The 21,135-nt window shown below is 61.6% G+C and carries 22 protein-coding genes; 14 read left to right on the top strand and 8 right to left on the bottom strand.

Annotation, left to right across the window (positions count from 1 at the left end; all coding sequences use genetic code 11):
* The first annotated feature begins 8 nt into the window (after positions 1–8).
* On the top strand, positions 9–578 hold the full coding sequence (locus U741_RS0112410; protein WP_029890776.1) for a lytic transglycosylase domain-containing protein: 570 nt from the start codon (positions 9–11) through the stop codon (positions 576–578).
* Positions 579–633: 55 nt separating this feature from the next.
* Here the strand turns inward: U741_RS0112410 and U741_RS0112405 are convergent, their stop codons facing one another.
* The 7 genes from U741_RS0112405 to U741_RS0112360 form a co-directional block, all read right to left on the bottom strand.
* Positions 634–1,197: an NADPH-dependent FMN reductase gene (locus U741_RS0112405; protein ID WP_029890775.1), complete on the bottom strand. Its 564-nt coding sequence runs from the start codon at positions 1,195–1,197 to the stop codon at positions 634–636.
* A 721-nt stretch (positions 1,198–1,918) separates the two neighbouring features.
* Positions 1,919–3,052: a zonular occludens toxin domain-containing protein gene (locus U741_RS18530; protein ID WP_052378772.1), complete on the bottom strand. Its 1,134-nt coding sequence runs from the start codon at positions 3,050–3,052 to the stop codon at positions 1,919–1,921.
* The gene (locus U741_RS0112390) at positions 3,052–3,366 is read right to left on the bottom strand and encodes a DUF2523 domain-containing protein (protein WP_029890772.1); all 315 of its coding nucleotides are present in this window, start codon (positions 3,364–3,366) and stop codon (positions 3,052–3,054) included. The genes U741_RS18530 and U741_RS0112390 overlap by 1 nt, the downstream gene beginning before the upstream one ends.
* A 3-nt stretch (positions 3,367–3,369) precedes the next feature.
* A complete protein-coding gene (locus U741_RS19285; RefSeq protein ID WP_152551605.1) occupies positions 3,370–4,995 on the bottom strand; it encodes a virulence factor TspB C-terminal domain-related protein in 1,626 nt (541 codons plus the stop codon).
* A gap of 111 nt (positions 4,996–5,106) precedes the next feature.
* A complete protein-coding gene (locus U741_RS0112375) occupies positions 5,107–5,361 on the bottom strand; it encodes a major capsid protein (RefSeq protein ID WP_029890770.1) in 255 nt (84 codons plus the stop codon).
* Between the two features lie 303 nt (positions 5,362–5,664).
* Positions 5,665–5,988 carry a hypothetical protein gene (locus U741_RS0112365; protein WP_052378771.1) on the bottom strand — a complete coding sequence of 108 codons (324 nt, stop codon included), beginning with the start codon at positions 5,986–5,988 and terminating at the stop codon, positions 5,665–5,667.
* Positions 5,989–6,015: 27 nt separating this feature from the next.
* Entirely contained in the window at positions 6,016–7,074 is a 1,059-nt protein-coding gene (locus tag U741_RS0112360) for a phage/plasmid replication domain-containing protein (protein ID WP_200872719.1), read from the bottom strand.
* A gap of 430 nt (positions 7,075–7,504) precedes the next feature.
* Between U741_RS0112360 and U741_RS0112355 the strand changes: the two genes are divergently transcribed.
* From U741_RS0112355 to U741_RS0112340, 5 genes are all read left to right on the top strand, one after another.
* Positions 7,505–7,723 (top strand): hypothetical protein, encoded by a 219-nt coding sequence (locus tag U741_RS0112355; protein WP_029890766.1) that lies wholly within the window; start codon positions 7,505–7,507, stop codon positions 7,721–7,723.
* A 774-nt stretch (positions 7,724–8,497) separates the two neighbouring features.
* Entirely contained in the window at positions 8,498–8,890 is a 393-nt protein-coding gene (locus U741_RS19280) for a helix-turn-helix domain-containing protein (protein WP_152551604.1), read from the top strand.
* Positions 8,891–9,010: 120 nt separating this feature from the next.
* A complete protein-coding gene (locus tag U741_RS0112350) occupies positions 9,011–9,259 on the top strand; it encodes a FeoA family protein (RefSeq protein ID WP_152551603.1) in 249 nt (82 codons plus the stop codon).
* The gene (gene feoB, locus U741_RS0112345) at positions 9,256–11,100 is read left to right on the top strand and encodes a ferrous iron transporter B (RefSeq protein ID WP_029890764.1); all 1,845 of its coding nucleotides are present in this window, start codon (positions 9,256–9,258) and stop codon (positions 11,098–11,100) included. Before U741_RS0112350 ends, feoB begins: the two co-directional genes overlap by 4 nt.
* Entirely contained in the window at positions 11,097–11,297 is a 201-nt protein-coding gene (locus tag U741_RS0112340; RefSeq protein WP_029890763.1) for a FeoB-associated Cys-rich membrane protein, read from the top strand. The genes feoB and U741_RS0112340 overlap by 4 nt, the downstream gene beginning before the upstream one ends.
* Positions 11,298–11,333: 36 nt before the next feature.
* Here U741_RS0112340 and U741_RS0112335 read toward each other — a convergent pair whose 3' ends face one another.
* Entirely contained in the window at positions 11,334–12,851 is a 1,518-nt protein-coding gene (locus tag U741_RS0112335) for a DUF3336 domain-containing protein (protein ID WP_052378770.1), read from the bottom strand.
* Between the two features lie 179 nt (positions 12,852–13,030).
* Here U741_RS0112335 and U741_RS0112330 point away from each other — a divergent pair, with 179 nt between their 5' ends.
* The 8 genes from U741_RS0112330 (at position 13,031) to U741_RS19430 (ending at position 21,104) form a co-directional block, all read left to right on the top strand.
* Entirely contained in the window at positions 13,031–13,942 is a 912-nt protein-coding gene (locus U741_RS0112330) for an AAA family ATPase (protein ID WP_029890761.1), read from the top strand.
* A gap of 9 nt (positions 13,943–13,951) precedes the next feature.
* The gene (locus tag U741_RS0112325; RefSeq protein ID WP_052378769.1) at positions 13,952–14,965 is read left to right on the top strand and encodes a DUF58 domain-containing protein; all 1,014 of its coding nucleotides are present in this window, start codon (positions 13,952–13,954) and stop codon (positions 14,963–14,965) included.
* A complete protein-coding gene (locus U741_RS0112320; RefSeq protein WP_043110276.1) occupies positions 14,962–17,004 on the top strand; it encodes a transglutaminase TgpA family protein in 2,043 nt (680 codons plus the stop codon). The genes U741_RS0112325 and U741_RS0112320 overlap by 4 nt, the downstream gene beginning before the upstream one ends.
* Entirely contained in the window at positions 17,001–17,708 is a 708-nt protein-coding gene (ubiG, locus tag U741_RS0112315; RefSeq protein ID WP_029890758.1) for a bifunctional 2-polyprenyl-6-hydroxyphenol methylase/3-demethylubiquinol 3-O-methyltransferase UbiG, read from the top strand. The genes U741_RS0112320 and ubiG overlap by 4 nt, the downstream gene beginning before the upstream one ends.
* Positions 17,705–18,370, top strand: a complete 666-nt coding sequence (locus tag U741_RS0112310; protein WP_029890757.1) for an HAD family hydrolase — start codon at positions 17,705–17,707, stop codon at positions 18,368–18,370. The genes ubiG and U741_RS0112310 overlap by 4 nt, the downstream gene beginning before the upstream one ends.
* A gap of 2 nt (positions 18,371–18,372) precedes the next feature.
* Positions 18,373–19,128: an SDR family NAD(P)-dependent oxidoreductase gene (locus U741_RS0112305; RefSeq protein ID WP_029890756.1), complete on the top strand. Its 756-nt coding sequence runs from the start codon at positions 18,373–18,375 to the stop codon at positions 19,126–19,128.
* A gap of 79 nt (positions 19,129–19,207) precedes the next feature.
* Positions 19,208–19,438 (top strand): hypothetical protein, encoded by a 231-nt coding sequence (locus U741_RS0112300; RefSeq protein ID WP_029890755.1) that lies wholly within the window; start codon positions 19,208–19,210, stop codon positions 19,436–19,438.
* Positions 19,439–19,520: 82 nt separating this feature from the next.
* Entirely contained in the window at positions 19,521–21,104 is a 1,584-nt protein-coding gene (locus tag U741_RS19430; RefSeq protein ID WP_052378768.1) for a hypothetical protein, read from the top strand.
* The last annotated feature ends 31 nt before the right edge of the window (positions 21,105–21,135 follow it).

Genomic DNA, 21,135 nt, shown 5'->3' with positions numbered 1-21,135 from the left:
GCGCTCTGATGCAATGGCGAGGCTGGGCCGTGTTGGGGCTGGGCTTGTGGGCGGCCGGGGCAGGGGCCCAGCCAATTGCGCCCGACCCCGATCCTGAGTTGCGCGCGGCGCTCAGCGAGGCGGTGGCGGCATCTGACAGCTTTGGCGACCGCTTCGACGCCGAAGTTTGGCTGCTCGACATGTCCGGTCGGCTGCAGCGCTTCATGCCGGATGACGCCGAGCGGCTGGAATTTTTGCGGCTGGTGCACGCCGAATCACGCCGCGCCAACCTGTCACCTGAGTTGGTGCTGTCGTTGATCGAGGTGGAGTCGCTTTTCGACCGCTTTGCCATCTCCAGCGCCGGCGCTTTGGGCTTCATGCAGGTGATGCCGTTCTGGCTCAAGGAATTGGGCCGGCCTGACGACAATCTGTTCAATCCGCAGACCAATCTGCGCTACGGCTGCACAATTTTGCGTCACTACCTTGACCGCGAGCGCGACGACCTGATTCCCGCATTGGCGCGCTACAACGGCAGCTACGGCAAAACCTGGTATTCCGAACGGGTGCTCAAGGCCTTCGACCATCGGTGGACGCCCTAGCGTCCTGCGTCAGAGATTCGCGTAGGAACTCGCCTGCCTTTTGACGCCGGCACTCTCAGCCCGCGTCGGCGCGAAGCTGAAGGACCAGTTGTCCAAATCGCTCCAGATAGGCCGAGAGGAACTTGCGGGTGCCTTCCACGGCAATTGCGCCACTGTCATCGAGCAGGTCAGGCTTGAATTGAATGTAGGCCTCACCGCCCACCACCTGCGCGTTAAGCACGCCCAGAATCTGCCGAAGGTGCAACTGCGCGGCAATCGTGCCCATCGCGCCGGGGCTGGTGCCACAGATCACCACGGGCTGGTTGGCCCAGACGTTGGCCTCCATCGGCTTCGACCCCCAGTCAATGGCGTTTTTCAGCACCGCCGGCAGTGAGCGGTTGTGTTCGGGCGTCACGATCATCAAGCCGTCGCAGGCGGCCACGGCATGCGTGAATGCATTGACCGACGACGGACGGTCCGCTTCAAGGTCGCCGTTGTACATCGGCAATGCCTCAAGACCGATGAACTCAAAGGACAGATGACTGGGTGCCAGCTTGACCATGGCCTCTGCCAAACGACGATTGATGGACGCTTGGCGCAGGCTGCCGACGATGACACCGATCTTGTAGGTCTGACGCATGAATGTGCTCCGCGTGAGTGGATTCAATGGGGTGGCCCACCTTAGAGCAAGCGACGAAAAAGGGCTCGGAAAAGCCTGCTGTGGCACAACGTTTGTCCACCTTTAATAAATAACTTGACATAATATACATTATGCGTTGAAACGAAAGCTCACCCGGTGGTTGCGGGTGTTATCCGCCCGCCTAGGGCGTGCGGCGGCGCTTGAAGCCGCGCCGTGTTGAATGTTTGCCGCTGCGCGTCGTGCGGTTCCCGCTACTCCTTTTGCAGCGTCAATCATGGTGCGGCTGCTGGTCTGCGCAGTGTGGTTGTGTCTGCGCTCGCGTCAAGGATCAGGCCAGCCGACAGCCGGTACCTGAAGCCGTACCGTCTGACGCCTGACCTGACCGCTACGCGGCTGCGTCCTTGACCCGATGCTCGCCAAAACCCCCCTGACTTCGCCAGCGGCCGCTGGTGATCTCGAGGTGAGGACATGAACGAGCTGATGAGGGTGGATACGGTTGAAAGCCGAATCGACGTCTGGAACAGTTGGACCGAATTGGAACGGGCGTACTGGATGGGAAAGGCCGGGACAGCGACACCGTTTAAAGCGGTGAAGTGTTGGATCGAGAACGGTAGGCCAAGCACGATCATTGAGGACATGGAGAAGTAAGAGAGAGCCCGCTTCGGCGGGCTTTTTGTTGTGCGTGAGCATGCCGGGATTCCCAGCATGAAAGGCGTTTAACTCAACTGCCTGATTGATCAAAGCCACTAAAGATGCCCGGCATCGAGGTGGTTTCAGGTTGCGAGCTCGATGAACCAGAGCGCGAACCGCCAGCGTTTTGACGTGCTTCGAGCTCGGAGATCAGCCGGTCGTTGTCTTCCTGGCGCTGGGCTGACCAGTCGAAGTCGCCGGCTTTGAACCAGGCAACACACTGGCTGGTGTCCATCGGAACAATCGAGCCTTGTTGATCGGTGCAGGTGCATCGATCTTCACGCCATGTCTGTATGCGTGAGCAGCCAGAAACGTACGGCATGACCTTGGGAGACACCATGTCGCCATAGAACGGCGCAGACCATGGCAGGCCCTCGATCTGAGGGTCTAGCGCGTTGGTGAGGCGTTCAAGGCTGTTTGCGAGGGTCTGAATCTGCTGGCCAGTAACGGCTTGCTGTGCGGTGAGCTGGTCGAGCTGCTGAGCCATGGGGTCATGTTCCGACGCATCGCCCCAGCTGATGATTTTCAGAATGACGAAAATGACCAGGCCGATTGCGGCCGCGATCATGACGCCAATCCCGATCAGCTTCGACCACGGCGGCCGAGCTTGCTGGGTGTGCATGTCGGCCGACTTGTAAACGCCGAAGAACTCTTTGGGGAACGGTCGTTTTCGGGTCAACGCCTGCTTGCGTGCGCCAATGTCACCAATGTCGGTGACTTGCTGCCATTCGTAGAGAAAAGACATCGAGACGCCCCAGGGGCGCACGACGTGGATATGGCGATTGACCAGGCGGCGTAGCCAGACGTCGACCAGCATCGGGTCTTGGGTGACCAAGTGCAAATCGACGCCAAGGTGACGGTGGGTTGATAGATCCGTGACGAAGTCCGGAGCCTTGCCCTTTTCCCTGACCGGGAAGTGTTTTTGCGCTTCGTCAACAACGAGAATCGAGCCGACCGGTAGGTCTTGCCATTTGGTTGGGTCTTCCCAGTAGAACCACCCTTCTAGGGTGAGCTCCGGGATGCCGTGATAGTAGATCGGGCGCGGTGGTGGCTTGGTCGGATCGGCGTTGTGCGCCTTCGCCTGCGCTTTGCGTTCGGCTTCGAGCTCGAACAGCAAATTCAGTGTTTTGCCATTGCCGGGTTTACCCGTCCAGAGGGTAAGCATTAGTTGGTGACCCCTGGCGTGCCCTCAGGTAAACGAGGACCGAAGCGGCCAGCGAGACCGTAGGTAAAACGGAAGGTATAAGCGCCGAAGATGACAGCGATCGCGTAGTCGAGCGCAAGGATGCGCATGAGCTGGGCAACAGCAGCGGGAAGATTTCCGAAGGAGGTCAGCAACGCCTGTTCCGCAGCGTCTACGAGTTGAAGGCCACCGACGAACACGGTGACGCCAAGGCCGAGGGCGAGCAGTGTGCGGACGACCAGAAAGATCGAAGCGGCACGAAGAACGAAGGCCAGCGCGGTCGCAATTAAGGGCATGGATTAGCTCGCAAAGGCGATGCGAAACGCACCGATCGTTGAGGAAAAAATGACGAAGAAACTCATGATGCTGAGGAAGTCACAAATGAAGTCGAACTTGAATTCGACGGTTTCGCCAAGGGCGGTGAAGGTCATCGGAGCCGGACAGGTGTCGCCGCTGTACTGAGGCAGGAACTCGGAGATCCACGAGGACACATCAACTTCCGTCTCGAGCTCATCAGCGGCAGCCTGTTCAGCGGTAGATATCCCGTCGTTTAAGCCAACACTGGCGACCAGCTGAGCCGCTGCAGCTGGCGTGGTGCCGTCCTCGAAGGCAAAGGTTTTGCAGTTGGAAGTCCAGACCTGACGGAGGATCGCGCATTGAACGTGGCCAACGTCGGTGCAATCGGGTTCGTTGGAACAGCTCGAGGAGGCAGTGCCGCCCCCTCCCCCGCCATCTCCGCATTCTTCGGTTTCAGGGTCACAGTCACCACCGTCACCGGGGCCGCATTCTTCAACTTCAGGATCACAGTCGGGATCGGGGTCAGGGTCATCGCATTGCTCGACTTCGGGGTCACACGAACCATCGCCGCTGCCGTCTCCATCACCACTGCCGTCGCCCTCAGCGGGCGTAGGAGGCGCATTAGGTGCAGGAGGGTTAGGAGGCGGCGGGGTGTTGCTTTCAGGCGCTGGGGGGGTCTGCTGTGGCGGCGGGTCGTTGGTCATGACGTTGTCAGTCGTCGTGCGATCCCAATGCTGGATTAGCGCAAGCGTCTGAGCATCAGAAGTAAGAATCACCGAATCAGGGGGAATCGGTGTGTTGTTGACATTGGGCCGGGACTGGGAGGGTGCACCACCGCCGCAAACGATGGCGCCAGAAGGGGTGGTCACACATTCGTTGGCATTGGGGTAATTCTTGGGGATGCAGGTGTATTCACCGCCAACATGGCCACATTGAGAATCGGGCTCAGGTTGGAGCGTGGTGTTATCAGCTGACACCTGGGCGGTGCCATCGTGTTCGATTAGGGCGATTTCGGGTTCTGGTGGGACTTCACACAAAAGGCCGGTTGATTGATAAACCCAAAGCTCAGAGCCGGTAGCGCAGGAATCGGGACTGCCAGCAGAACACGTGCCGTAAATGCCGTGCTTGCGGACAGATAAAAACTCGCAATTGTCTTGACAATGGGTGGCAGGCGGAGAACCTGAAGAAAGGTCGAAAACAGGAACAATGTATTCATCACCGGTTGAAACGTCGCAAACCTCAATTGGAACAGAGCAGGTCGCTAAATGATCTTTTATTCCTGTAGTAGTAACAACGCCGTCGCTAGTTTGAGTGCGGGTAAAACTACCACTATAACGATTAGAAGCACCAGAAACCCCAACAAAAGAAATACTAACATCTGTGACCGTATAGGACGAAGTACTATAAGGCAAACAACTCTGATAAGCGGACAATGCGGACCCACTACTGTAAGAAGTACCTGAGAGCAGAGTAATAGCGTCGTTAAGACACGTGTTTAAACCAGAAGGTATACTGGCAAAAGACGATGGGCCATTAAAAACCAATGAGGTTCCTGAGGGACATTGAATCTGACCAAATGCCAAATGAGGTAAGACTAAAAAAATGAAAATAACTGAACGATAAATCATTTGAACAAAACCAGAAGGCAGCAAAAACCGGTGAGGAGTGCCCAGACAATCAAGATCGTTTCGTTCATATGAAAAGGGCGGGTTTCCCCGCCCTACCCTTTGAGGTTTTGGTTAGTTGCCGCCTGCTGCGCCACGAACCCAGCGGAAGCCCGCGAAGGTTGCAGCGACGATCAGGAAGACGGCTCCGACTGCGGCGATTCCGGTGACGATTTCGCCGGTGATAAAGGACGTGACGCCGGCGGTATCGATCGTGGGTTCGGTCTGAGCCAAGACCGGAGAAGCCACGACAGACGACGCAACAAGGGCCGAAACGTGAGAGGCCTTGGCCGAAATACGCGCAAGGAGGTTTTTGAAGGCTTGAAACATAGGTGAATCTCCATAAAGGCCGGAAGGAAGAAGTAACCGCAAACCCGGCTTATCTGCGGTTTTGGGTGAAGTCGAACACTTGACGAAAACCCCAGGCGACAGCCATGGCGAACATGGTTGCCCCAAGGAGTGCAGCTGCATCGGTGAGCGTGAGCGTGGTTGCCAAGCTCGAGCTAACAGGTAGATCAGCAACGTGGACCCAAGACGCTTGAGCGTTGGTGCAGGTCGGAACATCCGCAGCGCTCATAGCCCCGGCGGGTTGGAAGCCAGTGGCATCCGAGGTGGCGCAGACGAAGACGTACATCAGGCGGCCTTTTTGTCAGCCTTGGGGGTGGTGATGTCGTGGGGAATGGCGGTGACGTTGGCAATCACGTTTTTCGTTTCATTGCCGTTGGTGACGCGCATGAACTCAACTTCTGCGAGAAGTGGGAATTCATGACGATTCATCAGTTCCATCGAAACGGAAGCTTTGCCAGCTTTATAAGCTTGGGTGGCGTAGCCTTTGGCGCGACCTGTGGTGAAGTCGAGCATTTCTTCGACGAAGATGGTGCCGGAGTCGATGTCCTTTCCATCAATTGAGCCTTGAAAGAACTTAACGCCTGTGATTTTGACTTTTTCAATTGCCATTAGAGAAACTCCTGAAATAAAGGGAAATTAACCGAACTTCTTTTTGTACCAATCAGGTGCGGCGAGTGCTGCGATTTCTACGGTCCGGACCCTGATTGGTATAGAACGAACAGTAGAGGGGATTGAGATGTCAACACCGTACTTAATGAGTTCAGTGCGATGTTTATAAAACTGAGACTTTTTCAGATTGATCTTTTCGCCGTTTCGCCAAGCGTAGTAAGTCGCTTTAAGGTGGCGAGGTAGTTCATTGGTGTCTTCATACTTGACCATGTCAAAGCGCCTTAATTGTGAGCGTGAAACGTAAATGTCGTAGAGAAGGGATTGATTGATTTCGCCGAGATAAAGCAATCCTTGTTGAGCTAGATAATTTCGTTTTAGCTCTATTTCCTCACGCATCACACCGTTGTTGATTACCCAATCGATTAAATCAGGGTCAGTGTCCCTGCCCTTTTTCTTTTTAGAATGCTTTTTCATTTCAGTTCCCTTGATATAGCACTTGCCATAGACGTAATGAGAGCCAGAACCATATTCAATGGTTTGACCATCAGGACGGAGGGAGCCTTTTTGTCGGCCGACGTGGTGGCCGGAGAGAACGCGAAGCAGCGCTTCTGCGTTGTCGTGTGACCCTGTGAGGTAGTTACAGGTCAGGTCAATACGAGTAACAGTACAACCGTCCAGCCATTTGACCCCGGAGTCAGCGAATCGAGTACGAACACCAAGGGAAAACGGAGGAAGATCGAGAAGATTAAGCAAGTGATTAATCCGGCGAAAAGTATCACCAAGCGAGAACCCGAATAAATTATCGCGTCTTCCAAATCGCGAGATATTCCCCGAGAACTCAACTCTTTTACCATCTGAGCGAATCTGAATAGAAGATTCATAAGAGCCCTCAACCTTCATATGCAGACCAACATCAAAAATGATTTGTTGATCAGAATCAATTTTGATGACTTGACCGTTATTGATGACGGGGCAGCCGTCAGGGTGGGTCTGATGGCAGGAAATCCAGTCGATGAAGACCGGAAGGGCGTCCAGGCCGTCAGGGGTCAGGTCCCCGAAGTGAGGGGGGAACAGGTGGACGGTCACGGGGCGGAAAACGGTTGGTCTTTCCGCTGGAACGGACTAACTATGGGTGTAACAAACCCATAGACCCCAGCAGCCGGGGTGCGCGGGGTGCCGGCGGCTACGCCGCTTCGGCACACACCCACCCCGCCGCCGAACCACTCACCACCCTCATCGAACAGATCCATTTGATCGCCGACAGTGGGGGGCGCAATCACAACGTCTGGCCGACCATCCCAAAGGCCGGGAACGACTTTGATGCGGTAGTTGCGCAACCAGCCACGCTCAGCCAGAACACCGCGCCAGCGACCTTGGCGAAAGATGACGAAGGAACGCGCAGGCAGTCCGACGCCTGCAAGGTGGCAGCGCCAGCAAAGGGAGGCGTCATCCCACAACGCCCAGAGACCACGCTGAGGCTGGGGGTTGCCGCTCACGTAGAACAGGGCCCGAGCGGTTGACCATTGGCGATCGAGGGCGATCACAAGGACAAAACACGCTCGGCAGCGGCGTCGATTGCATCCTGAGCAGCTGCGACGTGATCGAAGGCGGCCGGATCGTTGTGATTGAGGGCTACGAGTGCGCGAGCGATGGCGTCGTAAGCGTCACCAAGGTGAACCCGGGCGAGCTGGCGAGCTTGGATTGCGGCGGGGACGTCGACGAGATCCGGCAGTGACATTTGAGGCTCCCGAGGTTGCGGAAGCGCAACCATCGAGCCGAAAGGTTGCTTATCCGCAACCTAAAGTCAAGACGTTTTTTGAAATCGGTCGGGACTAACGACCGCAGCCAGCTCGGGTATAGGCCCTAGCGTTGGCCAAAAGGCTATCGCGGATGAACTGCGTTGAGCGATGCACGCCCTGGCGATTGATCGTTTCGCGGGCTTTGCGAATTTGGTAACAGCGCAGGGACTCGCCGGCGTGAGCATCTGGGGCAACAAGTGCGGAGTGTTGTTGAACCTGTGGTCGACCGGACGATGGGACTACGGGCGACGTTCTGGACGAAATGGGTGGCCTGCCTAAGGTCGGGGCGGCGATGACGGTGAGGGGGGCAGACGAGACATAGCCATCACTAAAGTTTCGCTCTCGAAGCATCTTGGCGCTATCAGGGGGCGCCGGCGAGACGCGAGACTCAACACGAACTGCAGCGTCGGCCGGATTGACCGATAGACGATCAGGGAAGGATTCAACAGTCTCTGACACAGTACGAACGTCAGGAGCAGGACCAGGCTCAACCGCAGAGGGAGATGAGAACGGGCGTGCAAACCAGGCGAACACAAAAACCATCAAGAACGCTGCGCAAGCGAACGGCCAGATGGGGAACGCAGCCTTCGGTCTTGGCGAAGTGCGGATCGAGTGCGTAGGGCTGATTTTTTGACCAGATGGCGACACAGCGGCACTCGAGGGTTCAGGGCGCAGGCGTAGGATAACGCCGCAACCGCGAGGGACAACCCATGACGCTGATCGAACTACTGGACAAAGCCAAAGAACAGACGGGATCAGACCCGAAAACTGCCGAGAAAATCGGGGTTTCAAAGGGTGCACTGAGCCACATACGAGCGGGCACAAGACCACTACCCATTGATGCGGCTGTGACGCTGGGAAAAATGTTGGGGTTGCCCTGGCACCAAGTGGTGGCAGCTGCAGAGGCGCACAGACGGAACTGTGTAGGCGATCAAGATGGGGCGAAGCGATGGGCCAAAAGAACCGTAGCACCGGGGTTCGTAGTCGGGGCCGCTCTGATGATGGTATGCCTTTGGCCTCAGGGGGCGCACGCCGCCGACTTCGGGACCGCAATCAATAACTTAGCGTCGAATATTCACGATATACATTATGCGTTGTTCTGAAATTGTTCAGAAGCGTCTTGCGGATGATGGCTGGGACGAACAGCGTCACGCGTTGCAAGATCACGTTTTACCCGTGCTTATGTATTTAGCTCTTAAACGCAAACAGCTATCATTCGTGAAATGGAAATCACCCTCTCGCAGCTTGCCCGTTGCCAACCCGGTTGGATTACGCGGGTCACGCCGGCCGTCGAGAATGACGCTGTGGCGAAACGTCTGGCTGATCTGGGCTTTGTCGCCGGCCGACGCGTCGAAGTGTTGCGTGCGGGGCCTTTTGGTGGCGATCCCCTGCTGGTCAGGATCGGCGATACACGCTTCGCGTTGCGCCGCGCGGAGGCTGCGCGCATCTCGGTGGACGCCGTCGCGCCATGACCGCCTCGGCGCGCCATGCCGCCTTGGTCGGCAATCCCAACTGCGGCAAAACGGCCTTGTTCAATCGGCTGACCGGCAGCCGCCAGAAAGTGGCCAATTACGCTGGCGTGACCGTCGAGCGCAAAACCGGCATACACCGGCTCGCAGACCAACAAACGCTCAACATCATCGATTTACCGGGTACGTACAGCCTGCAAGCGACGAGTCCGGATGAGGCGGTCACACGGGATGTCTGTCTGGGCCGATTTGAAGGCGAGGTCGTTCCGGATGTACTGGTCTGCGTGGTTGACGCGCTAAATTTGCAGATGCACCTGCGGTTCGTACTGGAAGTGCGGGCGCTGGGACGGCCGACGGTGGTTGCGGTCAACCGGATGGACGTGGCCCGGAAACGTGGGGTGCAAATTGATCTGCAGGCGTTAACGCAACGTCTCGGCATGCCCGTCGTGGGGACGGTTGCGGTGCAGCGCGACGGTGCGCAGAGCCTGTCAGCCGCGCTGCAAACCATTCCGCCGGCCCCGACGCCACAGTTGTTCGACGACCCGGGTCGCTGGCACGCCGATGCGGATGCCTTGCGCGAGGCCTGCGTCACAGGCACGAAGATCGGCGATGACCTCACCGAACGTGCCGACCGCTTTCTGTTGCATCCGGCGACGGGTCTGCCGCTGCTGGCGGCGCTGCTGTTCGTGATGTTTCAGGCGGTGTTTGCCTGGGCGGACCCGCTGATCGGGGTCGTCGAAAGCGTGGTCGGTGGGCTTGGCGCGTGGGTGGGCGGCGCCCTGCCCGCCGGCCTGCTCAACAGCCTGTTGGTCGACGGGGTGATTGCCGGCGTTGGCGGCGTGGTGGTGTTTCTGCCGCAGATTCTGATCCTCTTTGCCTTCATTCTTTTGCTCGAAGAGTCGGGCTACTTACCTCGCGCAGCTTTCCTGCTCGACCGCCTGATGGTCGGGGCCGGGCTCAGCGGGCGCGCCTTCATTCCCTTGTTGTCGAGCTTCGCCTGCGCGGTGCCGGGCATCATGGCGGCGCGCAGCATTCCCAGTCCGCGCGATCGTCTGGCGACGATTCTTGTGGCGCCACTGATGACCTGTTCGGCACGGCTGCCGGTTTACACGTTGCTGATTGCGGCGTTCATTCCGCAGCAGTCGGTGCTCGGCGTCTTCAACCTTCAAGGGCTTGTTCTGTTCGCGCTTTACCTGGCCGGCGTGCTCAGTGCGGTGGCGGTGGCGTGGATCATGAAACGCTGGGGCGGCGCGGGTCGTGAAGAGCAGCCGCTGCTGCTGGAGTTGCCCGCCTACCGCCTGCCCCACCCGCGCGACATTCTTATTGGTCTGTGGGAACGTGCGGCCATCTTTTTGCGTCGGGTCGGCACCATCATTCTGGCGCTCACCATTGTGTTGTGGGCGCTGTCGACCTTTCCGGCGGCGCCGACGGGCGCCTTGGGGCCGGCCATCGAGTACAGCGCTGCGGGTCACCTGGGCCGCTGGATGGAGCCCATCTTCGCGCCGCTGGGCTTCAGTTGGCAGATCTGCATCGCGCTGGTGCCGGCCATGGCGGCGCGCGAGGTCGCGGTGAGTGCGCTGGCCACGGTGTATGCCGTGTCGGCCAGCGACGAAACGGCTGGCACGCTGCTGGCGCCGCTGATCGCCGGTGATTGGTCACTGGCCACCGCCTTGTCGCTGCTGGTGTGGTTTGTTTACGCGCCGCAGTGCATCTCAACCCTGGCCGTGATCCGCCGCGAGACCAACCAGTGGCGCATGGTGGCGCTGTCGGCCGGTTATCTCTTTGCGCTGGCTTACGGCATGGCGCTGGTCACCTACCAGGTGGCGCGGAGCCTGGGCGGATGAGTTACGCCGAGCTTGAGGGCGTACTGGTCGGCCTGGTGGTGATCGCGGCCGTCGCCTATGCGCTGTGGCGCTGGCGTCCCGGCAAGCAGCGCGCACCAGGCTGCGACTCGGGTTGCGGGGCGTGCAAGGGTTGCGGACCCGGGGCCCGTCCACCGAACGATGCACCGCGCGAGCAGCCGGTGAACTTCCACCGCTGAGCGCCATGCTTACTGAATGGCGACGCAGCCGTGTGATTACTTGGAGCGCACAACCTTCAGCGACGGCCGCCGGGCAGCGCGCGGCGCCGTGGGTGCGTCCGGTTGATGCGGATTGACCGACTGTTGTGCCTTGAGGTGGGTCATGCAATTGGCCAGTGTCTGGCTGATGACCGTCTGGTTGCGGATCATTTCCATGCGGGGCCAGGTGGCGCGCTCGCCCTCGCGGATGAAGCGCTCCAAGGACTCAACCGAAGGGTTTGAGGTGACGTTGGCATACCGCCACAGGCTGATTTCGGGAAAGATGTTGATGTTGCCGCGGTATTCCTGGTCGAGCACGCTGGAGGCCACATCCAAGGTTTTGCGGGTGCGCCCGGCGCCCGACATTGCGTTGCGTGCCAAATCGACAACACCTTTGGCCGTGCCGCGCACGCTGGAACGCGCGAAGTCGCGCGCCGAGTTGCGGATGCCCTCACCGCCCGGTTCACGGCGACTCAAAAAGGGCAGCACATGCGGGTTGGTCTGGCTGACGATGAAGTGGTTGACGTTGTGCAGACGCCGCAACCGCAGCGTTGGCAGGTCCGACTTCAAGCTGCCGTCCACCCAACGCAGCAGTGGCATGTAGGGGACGCGGCGGCCGCGTTCATCCTGGGTCATCAGCATCACCGGCGGGAACAGTAGCGGCACGGCACACGACGCCAGAATGGCCTCGTACAGGTACAGATATGGGAACGTCAGGTAGTTCAGCAGTCGCGGCGGCTGGTTAACGCCCGCGGGCGACACGGTGATGTCAATGATGCGACCCGAGCGCTCGTGGGCCTCGGCAAAGGTCAGGTCTTCGATGTTCTGTTCAAGCGCGTGGCGCAGCTGACCCTGGTCCATCACCGAGCCGCGCCGGAACCACAGACGCCACGGCAGCAGGCGCCAGAAGTTGTGATAAACGTTCATCGGGTCGAGCAGAATTTCGGCCTGGTCGACCGGGCGACTGGCCAATGTGGCGGCGACAATCGAGCCGGCGCTGGAGCCGGAAATGACCTCGGGCAGCAAGCCCTCGAGATACAACGACTTGACCACGCCAACATGAAACAGCCCCAGCGTCGCGCCGCCCGAAAGCATCAGCGCCGAACGGCCGAACGATTGCGAGAGCTCGTCAAAAAAGCGCCGCTTGGCATCGGGCGGGAATGCCGGATCGTCACGGTGCGCCAACTCCACCAGTGTTTCGGCAATTTCATTGACGTAGTCGTGCACCAGCATCTTGGTGCCGACGCGCGACACGCCGTAAAGCGCCGGGTTGCCCAGATTGCCCAGATTCCAGTGCAGGCCCTGGCGCAGGTGATGGCGCAGTTTGGCGCCGTGCTCCGGGTTGCTGCGCATCTGCCGAACCTGCCGCAAGCGCGAGCGAATCAGTCGCCAGTCGTAATTTTCTGAGGACGTGTCGTCCTCGCGCCATTCATCCAGGCCGTCGTCCACATCAAGCTCATTGGCGATCTGCAGCCACTCGGCATAGCTGTCGGCGGCATCAAGGGCGCGGTTGAGTTCGCGTTGTTTGCGGGACATTCGGGCTCCTCTTCGGCGCCGATACGTGACGCGGACAAAGTATTGACCGCTTGGTCGGGGACTGCAATCCAATAATCGCGCAAGCCTGCTTGTCGCGTCGGGCCGGTGCGAACGCTCATCGTCTGGCGTGGCCTTTGCGTATAGTCGCGGGCCCCAAATTCTCGCAAAGAAATCAGCGCATGAAGGCCGCCGTCAGCCACACTCTCGAAGCACTCGAACGGGTCATTTTGGGCAAACCACACGAAGTGCGCCTCGCTGTCGCCTGTCTGCTGGCACAGGGTCATCTGCTCATCGAAGACGTGCCCGGCGTTGGCAAGACGACCCTGGCTTTGGCGTTGGCGCGCGTGCTGGGTCTGGACTTTCAGCGCATCCAGTTCACCGCCGACCTGCTACCCGCCGACGTGCTGGGCGTGTCGGTGTTCGAGGCCAGCAGCAACGGCTTTCGGTTTCATCCGGGACCGGTGTTTGCCCAAGTGGTGCTGGCCGATGAAATCAATCGCGCCAGCCCGAAAACACAATCGGCCCTGCTCGAAGCCATGGAAGAGCGTCAGGTCAGCATCGAAGGCCTAACGCGACCGTTACCGGTGCCCTTCTTCGTCATCGCCACCCAGAACCCGCTTTCCCAACTCGGCGTGTTTCCGCTGCCGGAAAGCCAACTCGACCGCTTCTTGATGCGGCTGTCGATGGGCTACCCACCGCCCGAGGCCGAACGCGCACTGTTGGCACAGGCCGACCGTCGCAGCCTGCTCGCCGACCAGCCACCGGTGCTCGACGCCGCGCAGTTGCAGCTTTTGCAGGCGGGCGTCAGCGAAGTGACGACGCGCCCCGCCCTGCTCGATTACATCCTCGCGCTGGTTCAGGCCACGCGTGAGCACGCGGGCCTGCGGCACGGCGTCTCGCCACGCGCAGGGTTGGCGCTCAAGCGTGCTGCACAAGCCTGGGCGTTTCTCATGGGACGTCCGGGTGTGTTGCCCGAGGACGTGCAGGCGGTGTTTCCCGCAGTCATGGACCATCGCCTGCTGGCCGCCCACGCGGCCACGCGAGCGCCGCCAACGGCGAGGGACTTGCTGGCCGCCGTGCCGATTCCCTGAGCATCGGTGATGCGCAGCAGTCTATTCAGCAGCAGTCTATTCAAGCGTCGGGCGGTGAAGGCCTCGACCGTGCGACGCAGCTGGATAGACCGCTGGATTCTGCGCCGCCTGCAGCCCGCCGCGCTGCCCTGGTCAGTCAACCGGCGACGCGTCTACATCTTGCCGACCCGCTTCGGTGTCGGTTTTGCGTTGCTCTGCGTGGTGATGCTGCTCGGCGCGATGAATTATTCCAACAGCATGGGCTTTGCCCTGACCTTTCTGCTGGGCGCGATCGGTCTGGTCGGCATGCACCACACGCACGCGCAGCTGGTGGGCCTGCGGTTGCGCGAGATCGGCCATTCGCCCGTACACGTCGGCGCTGAAACCCGCCTGCAGATTCTGGTTGACCAGCCGTCAAAGGCGCCACGGCTGGGCATTCAGGTCCACTTTGCCGACACGGCCGCAGCAGAGGGGCCCGGCGTGACAGTGGCAACCTCGGCCCGGCTCAGTCTGCCGTTCGCACCTGCAAGGCGGGGTTGGAATGCGCTGCCGGTCCTGACCGTGGCCAGCAGCGCGCCCGTCGGCCTGTTTCGCGCGTGGACCTTCGTGCTGCCCGAGGTGCGGGTGCTGGCCTACCCACAACTGGCCCCGCCGGGCCTGCGTCCACCTCCTACCCTGGCACTGGAGCAAGGTGAAGCACGACAACTGCAGCCGGGCCTGACCCAGTTCGCCGGTCTACGCAACTACGTGCGTGGCGACAGCCTGCAGCGCATTCACTGGAAGAGCCTGCCAAAAACCGGCACACCCATGGTCAAGCAGTTTGAAGACGGCGAACAGCCCGAATGCTGGCTGGATCTGGCGCTGACACCCGGCGCCGACCTTGAGGCCCGTCTGTCGCAACTCGCGCGGTGGGTGGTCGACCTTGCCGATACCTCGGTCGCCTTCGGGCTGCGCCTGGGCGCCGAACAGATCGATCTCGATCGCGGCCCTGCGCACTGCCATCGCTGCCTCAGCGCGTTGGCACGCTTTGGGCTGCCCGCATGACGCTCACACCGGCCGACGTGCTGCCGCGCGCCACGCTGCTGCGCCTGATGGGCCTGCTGGTGCTGGTGCTGGCGCCGCACGTGCTCAGGGTGCCGCCGTGGGAGACCGCACTGGTGGTCGCCGCCCTGGCGTGGCGACTGCTGCACCTGCAACGCGGTCTGCCGCTGCCGGGCAAGGTCCTCAAGGCACTGCTGACCGTCGCGGCGTTTGCCGGTGTGTTCGTCGCCTATGGCCGTATCAATGGCCAGCATCCGGGCACCGCGCTACTGGTGTTGATGGCCGCGCTCAAGCTGCTGGAGATGCGCAGCCTGCGCGACGTGCGGGTGATGGTGGCGCTGCTTTATTTTCTGGTGTTCACGCACTTTTTGTTCTCGCAGGAGATCTGGACGGTGCTGTGGCTGCTGGGCACGGTCGTCGGCATCACCGGCCTGCTGGTCGAGGTCAACACCCGCGCCGCGACAGCCGACACCGAGACCGATCCGTGGCGGCAGCACTGGCGCGCTGGCGCGGTGATCGTTGCCCAGGCACTGCCGTTGATGGTGGTGTTCTTCGTGCTGTTTCCGCGTATCCCCGGGCCGTTGTGGGGCTTGCCGGCCGATGCCGGCAGCAGCCGCAGTGGCGTGCCCGACAGTATGAGTCCGGGCGACATCGCCGAACTGATCCTCAGCGATGAGCTGGCCTTTCGCGTCCGCTTTGACGAGGCGGCACCGGCACAGCGGCAGCTGTACTGGCGCGGCCCGGTGTTCGAGCGCTACGACGGACGTCGCTGGGATGCTTATGAGCGCGGCGGTGACCGCAACCCGCCCGCACTGACGCTGACGGGCGAGCCGGTGACCCTGGAAATGATGCTCGAATCGACGCGCGGCTTCAGCCTGTTTGGTCTTGAGATGAGTGACCCCGACGCCCTGCCAACTGGCAGTCGACTGGATCGCGACGGCCAACTGCTGGCAACCCGGCGCATCACCGAGCGGCGTCTGCTGCGCCAGCAGGCCTACCCCGATTACCAACTTGATGCCGATGGTCTGGCCGGCTGGCAACGCAATCGCAACCTGCAACTGCCACGCGGCAGCGCGCCCGAAACCCGGGCATTGATGCGGCGCTGGCGCGCCGAAGCCGGCGACGACGCGGCCCTCATCAACCGGGCGCTTGTGTATTTTCGCGAACAGCCGTTCCGCTACACCTTGCGGCCGCCGCGACTCGGCAGCCAGCCGGTGGACGAATTTCTGTTCGACACCCGCGCCGGCTTCTGCGAGCACTACGCCAGCAGCTTTGTGGTGATGATGCGCGCCGCCGGCATCCCCGCCCGCGTGGTCATCGGCTACCAGGGCGGCGCGCGCAGCCGCGTGGGTGAGGACTGGGTCATTCGCCAGTCCGACGCCCACGCCTGGGCCGAAGTCTGGCTGGACGATCAGGGCTGGCGACGCGTCGACCCGACCGCGGCCGTGTCGCCAGACCGTATCGAGCAGGGATTGCGCGGCGCCTTCGATGACGCCAGCGGCGAACTGCCGGATTTTCTGCGACGCAACGGCGACAGTGTCTGGGCAATCAGCCGCGCGCAGTGGGACTTTCTCAACGCGCAATGGAACCGCTGGTTCCTGGCCTACGGGCCCGAGTTGCAACAGGCGTTTTTATCGCGGCTGGGCGTGCAAGGCTGGACGCAGATGCTGCTGTGGTTGACCGGGCTGGTCACCGCATTGCTGACCGCCGTGGGCGCCTGGCTATTGTGGCGCAGCCGCCCCGCCCCGCCACCGGATGTCGCCAGCCGAAGTTGGCGCCGCCTGCAACGTGCCGCGCGGCGCGACGTTGATGCGCCTGCCGGTGAAACGGTAGGCGACTGGTGTCAACGTTTGGCGAAGCGGCAGCCTCAGGTGCAGCCCGCACTCTTTGCGGCACGCGATGCCTATCAGGCGTTGCGCTACGGACCCGACGCTCTGCAGGCCGAGGCACAGCAACAGCAGCTCGACCAGTCGATCCGTCAGGTGATCAAGTCGCTGCGGCGGCGTCGCAGTCCGCCCGCGCGGGATAAAATCAGGCCATGACCGAAACTCAAAATGTCGATCCGGCGGACATCGCCCGCTTCTCGGCGGCAGCCTCGCAGTGGTGGGACCCGGCCGGTGAGATGGCGCCGCTACACCACATCAACCCGGTACGTAGCACCTACATCGACCAGATTTGCGGCGGGCTGACGGGGCAAAAAGTGATCGACGTCGGGTGCGGCGGCGGCCTGCTCAGCGAGGCGCTGGCACGTCGAGGTGCAGTGGTGACGGGCATCGACCTTGCCGAGGCGTCAATCGCGATCGCGTGCGAACATGCCGCCAAATCGGATCTGCAGATTGATTACCAGTGCGTCGCCACCGAAGCCATGGCCCAGCGCGCGCCCAACGCCTTTGATGTGGTGTGCTGCCTGGAAATGCTCGAGCACGTGCCGGATCCCGAGGCCATCATCGATGCCTGTGCCGACCTGCTGCGGCCCGGCGGCATCGCGGTGTTCTCGACACTCAACCGCAGCCCACGCGCTTTCGCGCTGGCCATCGTCGCCGCCGAGCATGTGCTGGGGCTGATTCCCAAGGGCACGCACCAGTTTGCGCAGTTCATCCGCCCCTCCGAGCTCAGCCGGGCGGCCATGGCCGCAGGCTTGCAGTTGGTGGAAATGAAGGGTCTGCACTACAACCCGATCCTCAAAAATGCGCGCCTCAATGACGATCTGGCGGTCAACTATTTTCTGGTCGCGCGCAAACCATGATCGAGGCGTGGTTGTTCGATCTCGACGGCACGCTGGTGGACACCGCGCCCGATCTGGCGGCTGCGGCCAACGCCCTGCGTGCGGCGCGTGCCTTGCCGCCGTTGCCGCTGGCGCATTACCGGGCGTACGCCTCATCCGGTGCCCGGGGCCTGATTGATCGCGCGCTGGGTATCACACCGGACGACGCGTCGTTCGAGTCGCTGCGACAAGCCTTTCTTGTCCACTATCTCAAGCATATTGCCGACCACAGTGGCCTCTTCGATGGTCTCGATGCAGTGCTGGGCTGGCTTGATCAACGCGGCATCGCCTGGGGCGTGGTCACCAACAAACCCAAGCGGTTTACCGACCCGCTGCTGGCGGCATTGGGACTGACGGCCCGCGCGGCGGTGGTGGTCAGCGCCGATGAAGTGCCGGCCGCCAAGCCCGCACCCGATGCCCTGATCGAGGCCTGCACGCGCGGCGGTTTTGAGCCGCGACGCTGCGCGTACGTCGGCGATGACCTCCGCGACATTGACGCCGGGCGCGCCGCCGGCATGCGCACGGTGACCGCCGAGTGGGGCTATCTGGGCACCACTGAACCGGCTGCCTGGCTGGCCGACGACCGCTGCGCGACACCGGCCGAGCTGGTGACCCTGATGCAAGAACTTTCCCAACAAGGCTGAACATGCTGCCCGTGAATGCACTGCCGTCCCAAGATCCCGCGCCGGGTGCACTCAACGGCCAGGTGATGCTGATCACCGGCGCCGGTGACGGCTTGGGCAAGGCCGCCGCACTGCAGGCCGCGGCCTTGGGTGCAAGCTGTGTGCTGCTCGGCAAGACCGTGAAAAAACTCGAGGCCACCTTTGACGCCATCGTCGCGGCGGGTGGGCCGGAGCCGGCGATCTATCCGCTGAACCTCGCCGGTGCCAACTGGGGCGATCTTGCCGAAGTGTCCATGACCATCGAGAAAGCCTTTGGCCGACTCGACGCGCTGTGTCTGATGGCCGCGCACTTCAAAACCTTCACCCGCATGGACAACGTCGAGCCCAAGGATTGGCTGGAAACACTGCAGGTCAACCTCACCGCCAGCTTCGCCCTGACCCGCCACTGCCTGCCGCTTCTGCAGGCCGCAACGATGGGCCGGGTGGTCTATGCCACCGATATCGGTGGGCGCGTGGCCAAGCCGTTTCAGGGCGCCTACGGCATCAGCAAGGCCGCACTCGAGGCCATGGCGGCGCAATGGGCGCTTGAAAGCGGGCCCAGTGGCGCGCCACGCTTTCACACGTTTGATCCCGGCCCGATGCGCACTGGCATTCGCTTGAAAGGTTATCCCGGCGAGGTGCTGGAGCAGACGCCGCCGCCACAGGCTGCGGCCCGTGCCCTGATGCGCCTGCTGGTCAGCGATGCGCCCAGCGGCGCCTGGTCGGCGCGGGCGACTTGAGTCGCAGGCGGCGAAGCACCTGACAGGGTCGTCACCGTGTGGCAGTTTGTTGGCCTACACCGCCGAAAGAGGTCTTCGCATGCGCTCCGGTCCTTCTGCTGACCTCACGCCACTCAGGGCGGTGCTCAAGGCCGCGCCACCTGCCGAATTGGCCGCGCAACTGACTGATGCGCAAGTGGTCGCGTTGGCGGAGCTGATCCGCAATGCCCATGCCCGACAACAGTCACAACTGACGGCGGCGCTGGATCATGCATTGCGTTATGTGCCCGGATTCTTGCGCGGCACCGTACGCGGCATTCTCTTCCCTTAGGCATGCGCGCCGACGCGCCGCCATTAATTAAAACAACCGGTCGCACGCCGAAACGCTTGCAGACCCTGAGGGGAGATCCCACGTGAGCAAACTCGCGACTCAAGCCGAGCGACTGAAGCTGGCCCGCTTGCTGGACGTGCCCGGTGATGCCTTGTCGGCGCTCGACACGCTGGATGCCGGTACTTTGCGTGGCCTGCGCGAACTGGCCAGCAATGCTTTTTTTGAGGCCGATGCACAGATGTTCCAGCGCATCGCTCTGGCCTCGAAATTATTGCCGGCAGCGGCCATCGCACTGATTGCCGAGAAAGTCCTGGGCCCGATGCTCAGCGGTCGGGTCGCCGGTCAGCTCAGCCCCGAATCGGCGGTTGCGGTGGCCAAGCGTCTGCCAACCCCGTTTCTTGCCGAGCTGTCGCTGAGCCTCGATCCGCAGCGCGCCGAGGCCATCATCGCGGCCATTCCGCCTGCACGCATCGCCGAGATTGCGGTTGAGCTCAGCCAGCGCCAGGAATTCATCTCGATGGCGCGCTTCGTTGACGTGATCAGCGATGCGGCCATTCGTGCGGTTCTCGCCGCTCTGAGGGATAACGCCGCGCTGCTGAAGATCGCCTTTTTCATTGAGCGCAAAGCGCGCCTGAACGACATTCTCGGGCTGTTGGACGAGGCCCGACTGGTGGCGGTGATCGAGGCGGCTGCAGCCGAGGACGATCTGTGGCCCGAGGCGCTGGGCCTGCTTGAACATGTTGATGTGTCGTGGAAAGCAACGCTGGGCAACCTCGCAGCCGGCCTGGACCCGCAAGTGCTCGACACCATGGTTGCCTCGGTGCACCGCAACGATCTGTGGACCGCAGCCCTGCCAGTGGTCACCCACATGAGTGCCGAGAGCCAGGCGCGCTTCGCCAACCTGGCGCGGCTGCAGAACGAGTCGGTCATGGCCGACCTGATGCGCGCCGCAGGCGCCGACGGCCTGTGGCCGCAGGTGTTGCCGCTGGTGCCGCAGATGGATGAAGCCGGTCGGGCCTTGGCCGCGCGGCTGTCCGCTGGGCTGGACGGCGAGCAACTGCTGGCCGTGGCCGCTGCAGCGACCGAGCAGCAGCACTGGCCGGTGGTCATCGACCTGATTCAACTGATGGCACCCGGGCAACAGCAAACGGTATTCGGACTGCTGGGCGTCGCCCCTGCCCGGGCGCTCGATGGCCTGCTGCAGGCGCTGGAATCCGAAGGGCAATGGGCGCTACTGGACGCGGCGCTGCCCTCGATACCGACAATGCATCAGTCCCGGCTTGCCGAGCGCGGCGCGGCGCTAGGTTTTGCAACGCATTTCTCTGGTGTCAACGTGTCGGCACCGGTGAACCCGCGAGACCCGATCAGCCGTGCGACGAGCCCCCCGACGAAGACCGTAGGGCAAGGGTCTGTAGCAGAAACGGCTCACGACTTCGCCACGTTAACGCGCGACCTCAAGACCTTGAAGCAGGCTCAGCAGGCACTGCGAGCCGACTTGCGCCAGGCGCTGGACGCGCGTACCGACCTGCAGGATCTGCTCAATGCCACCGCCCACGCCAATCGCACGCTACGCCAGCAGATGCGACAAAACGCGAGGTGGACAGATCTGGCGCTCACTCTGGCGCTTGCGGCAGCGGGGCTCGCGACCTTCGGGCTATTGCGCTGAAAACCCCGCCGACACTGCATTTGTGCTTCGG

Source organism: Polycyclovorans algicola TG408, from assembly GCF_000711245.1.
Classification (GTDB): domain Bacteria; phylum Pseudomonadota; class Gammaproteobacteria; order Nevskiales; family Nevskiaceae; genus Polycyclovorans; species Polycyclovorans algicola.
Note: the sequence above shows the minus strand (reverse complement) of the source record. Positions and strands in the feature narration are given on the sequence as shown.

Bases quoted from the DNA above. Each gene is read 5' to 3' on its own strand.
- U741_RS0112330 (WP_029890761.1), top strand. From the start codon at position 13,031: ATGAAGGCCGCCGTCAGCCACACTCTCGAAGCACTCGAACGGGTCATT.
- U741_RS0112325 (WP_052378769.1), top strand. From the start codon at position 13,952: ATGCGCAGCAGTCTATTCAGCAGCAGTCTATTCAAGCGTCGGGCGGTG.
- U741_RS0112340 (WP_029890763.1), top strand. From the start codon at position 11,097: ATGAGTTACGCCGAGCTTGAGGGCGTACTGGTCGGCCTGGTGGTGATC.
- ubiG (WP_029890758.1), top strand. From the start codon at position 17,001: ATGACCGAAACTCAAAATGTCGATCCGGCGGACATCGCCCGCTTCTCG.
- U741_RS0112375 (WP_029890770.1), bottom strand. From the start codon at position 5,361: ATGTTTCAAGCCTTCAAAAACCTCCTTGCGCGTATTTCGGCCAAGGCC.
- U741_RS0112300 (WP_029890755.1), top strand. From the start codon at position 19,208: ATGCGCTCCGGTCCTTCTGCTGACCTCACGCCACTCAGGGCGGTGCTC.
- U741_RS0112320 (WP_043110276.1), top strand. From the start codon at position 14,962: ATGACGCTCACACCGGCCGACGTGCTGCCGCGCGCCACGCTGCTGCGC.
- U741_RS0112335 (WP_052378770.1), bottom strand. From the start codon at position 12,851: ATGTCCCGCAAACAACGCGAACTCAACCGCGCCCTTGATGCCGCCGAC.
- U741_RS0112305 (WP_029890756.1), top strand. From the start codon at position 18,373: ATGCTGCCCGTGAATGCACTGCCGTCCCAAGATCCCGCGCCGGGTGCA.
- U741_RS0112350 (WP_152551603.1), top strand. From the start codon at position 9,011: ATGGAAATCACCCTCTCGCAGCTTGCCCGTTGCCAACCCGGTTGGATT.
- U741_RS18530 (WP_052378772.1), bottom strand. From the start codon at position 3,052: ATGCTTACCCTCTGGACGGGTAAACCCGGCAATGGCAAAACACTGAAT.
- U741_RS19280 (WP_152551604.1), top strand. From the start codon at position 8,498: ATGACGCTGATCGAACTACTGGACAAAGCCAAAGAACAGACGGGATCA.
- U741_RS0112405 (WP_029890775.1), bottom strand. From the start codon at position 1,197: ATGCGTCAGACCTACAAGATCGGTGTCATCGTCGGCAGCCTGCGCCAA.
- U741_RS0112310 (WP_029890757.1), top strand. From the start codon at position 17,705: ATGATCGAGGCGTGGTTGTTCGATCTCGACGGCACGCTGGTGGACACC.
- U741_RS19285 (WP_152551605.1), bottom strand. From the start codon at position 4,995: ATGATTTATCGTTCAGTTATTTTCATTTTTTTAGTCTTACCTCATTTG.
- U741_RS0112365 (WP_052378771.1), bottom strand. From the start codon at position 5,988: ATGGCAATTGAAAAAGTCAAAATCACAGGCGTTAAGTTCTTTCAAGGC.
- U741_RS0112390 (WP_029890772.1), bottom strand. From the start codon at position 3,366: ATGCCCTTAATTGCGACCGCGCTGGCCTTCGTTCTTCGTGCCGCTTCG.
- U741_RS0112410 (WP_029890776.1), top strand. From the start codon at position 9: ATGCAATGGCGAGGCTGGGCCGTGTTGGGGCTGGGCTTGTGGGCGGCC.
- feoB (WP_029890764.1), top strand. From the start codon at position 9,256: ATGACCGCCTCGGCGCGCCATGCCGCCTTGGTCGGCAATCCCAACTGC.